The following is a 2,035-nucleotide window of genomic DNA, read 5'->3' as shown; positions in this document are numbered from 1 at the left end:
TGCGGGAAGTGGCGAAGAACCGCGGGTGGGAGATTCGCGACTTCCGAACCGGTCGCAAAGCAGCCAAGATCGGCGTCCCGACGGCACTCGCACTCGGTGCCGTCGGCGGCGGGCTTGCCGCGGTCATCGGGCGCCGCGGCGCACCCTGACCTTTCGCAGTGCCTGTTCACACGGTCAACTGCATCAGGGTCAGGTCGAGCCACCGGCCGAATTTGATGCCGACCTCCGGCATCTGCCCCACCACGACGAAGCCGAATTTCTCGTGCAACGCGATGGATGTGGTGTTGCGCGATTCGATGACGCCGACCAGTGCGTGAATGCCCGCGGATTTCGCGCGCACGATCAGCTCGGTCAGCAGCGCGCTTGCGATGCCTCTGCGGTGAAAGTCGTTGGACACGTAAACCGAATGCTCGACGGTGAGGCGGTAGCTGCTTTTCGGTCGCCACTGCGCGTACGACGCGTACCCCGCGACGCGGCCGTCGACGACCGCCGTGAGCACCGGGTATCCGGCGCGCAGACGCCCGTCGAGCCATGCCATCCGCTCGGGTAGGCCGACCTCTGTTTCGTCCCAGATCGCCGTCGTGTTGCGGATGGCGTCGTTGTGAATGTCGAGTATCGCGGGAAGGTCCTCGGTGGTGGAGTCTCGTATCAGCACGAGAAAACACTACTCAGCCCAGAAACACGTTTCGCCGCTTGGCCAGCAATCGGTAGAGGGTGTGCTGGATGGTTTCGCGAACGTGGTCGGTGAGCTCGAACAACACCATCGGGTCCTCGGAGGCCTGGGCGTCGTACGAATCGGTGGGAATCGGCTTGCCGAACTCGATGTACCACTTGGACGGAAGCGGAATGAGTCCGAGCGGCCCGAGGTGCGGAAAGAACGGCGTGACAGGAAAGTACGGCATGCCCATCAGCCGAGCGAGCGGAGTGATGTCGCCGATCTTGGGGTAGATCTCCTCGGATCCGACGATGGAGCACGGAATGATGGGCGCGCCGGTTTTGAGCGCAGCCGACACGAAGCCACCACGGCCGAATCGCTGCAGCTTGTACCGTTCGCTGAACGGTTTGCCGATGCCCTTGAAGCCTTCCGGGAACACCGCCGCCAGTTCACCCATGCGCAGCAATCGTTCGGCGTCTGGATTGCAGGCGAGGGTGTGGCCGGCTTTTCGCGCGATGGTTCCGACGCCCGGCATCTCGAAGGCCATGTCCGCAGCCAACATTCGCAGTGGTCGGTGCGCTGGGTGATGATCGCGTACCGCGACCGAGGTCATGAGCGCATCGACCGGGATGACACCGGCGTGATTGGCGACGACCAACGCACCGCCGTCGTCCGGGATGTTCTCGATGCCCTTGATCTCGACGCGGAACCATTTGTCGAACAGGGGACGTAGGAGCGGCAACCACACGGCGTCGGCGAAGTGCGGGTCGTAGCCGAACTCGTCGACGCTGTAGTCGCCCGCGAGCCTGCGACGAAGAAATTCGGCTGTGCCCGAAATCTGTTCGACCAGTTTCGCTTTCGCGGCGTCGACCGGGGTCGTCTCCTGCGGGATCGCCGACGGGACCGAGGGCGGCGCGGTGGGAGTGATCAGCGGAATGGGAGGAGTCGGGTCCGCGTACGAGGACGGGTGCCGGCTACGGCTCTCGTCGTCGCGGCGGCGATCGTTGGCAGTGCCCTTGCTGTCTCTGCCCCGGTCGTCTCTGTCGCGTCGTACACCTCGGTCGCTGCGGTCCCGGCCGGTGCCGGTGCCGTGCAGCGGGATCACCTTCGCCACCTCGTTCACCTTTCCCGTCCCGACGTTGCCGCCAGTGCAGTCTTGGACACGCTCGCACCTGCGTCGACCGTTGCCAGGAGTCGTCTTTCCACCGAATCCACCCATTCGGTGCCCAGTACGGGCCGTAGCGCCGCCCCGCGCACGAAGTCGTCGAATGCCTGCACCGTAGTCCATCGAGGCTCGAAGCCGAGGTCGCTTCGCATTCGAGTGGTGTCGAGGCCGCATCCGAAATGGAAGTAGTCGAGTTGCTCGGTGGTGAACTCGCG

Annotated in this window: 2 protein-coding genes and 2 pseudogenes; 1 reads left to right on the top strand and 3 read right to left on the bottom strand. The window is 64.5% G+C overall.

Going from position 1 to position 2,035, the window contains the following annotated elements:
- Positions 1-149 (top strand): annotated as a pseudogene (locus WBQ44_RS14040) (HAD family hydrolase); the annotation flags it as partial.
- A gap of 17 nt (positions 150-166) precedes the next feature.
- Here the strand turns inward: WBQ44_RS14040 and WBQ44_RS14035 are convergent.
- From WBQ44_RS14035 to WBQ44_RS14025, 3 genes and pseudogenes are all read right to left on the bottom strand, one after another.
- The gene (locus tag WBQ44_RS14035; RefSeq protein WP_495567289.1) at positions 167-655 is read right to left on the bottom strand and encodes a GNAT family N-acetyltransferase; all 489 of its coding nucleotides are present in this window, start codon (positions 653-655) and stop codon (positions 167-169) included.
- A gap of 13 nt (positions 656-668) precedes the next feature.
- Positions 669-1,778 (bottom strand): lysophospholipid acyltransferase family protein, encoded by a 1,110-nt coding sequence (locus tag WBQ44_RS14030; protein ID WP_495567288.1) that lies wholly within the window; start codon positions 1,776-1,778, stop codon positions 669-671.
- Positions 1,775-2,035: pseudogene (locus tag WBQ44_RS14025) on the bottom strand (NAD-dependent epimerase/dehydratase family protein); the annotation flags it as partial. The pseudogene WBQ44_RS14025 and the gene WBQ44_RS14030, both read right to left, overlap by 4 nt.

The sequence above is a fragment of the Rhodococcus sp. (in: high G+C Gram-positive bacteria) genome, from assembly GCF_049591685.1.
Taxonomy (GTDB): Bacteria; Actinomycetota; Actinomycetes; order Mycobacteriales; family Mycobacteriaceae; genus Rhodococcoides.
This window is presented reverse-complemented; position numbering and strand designations above follow the sequence as displayed.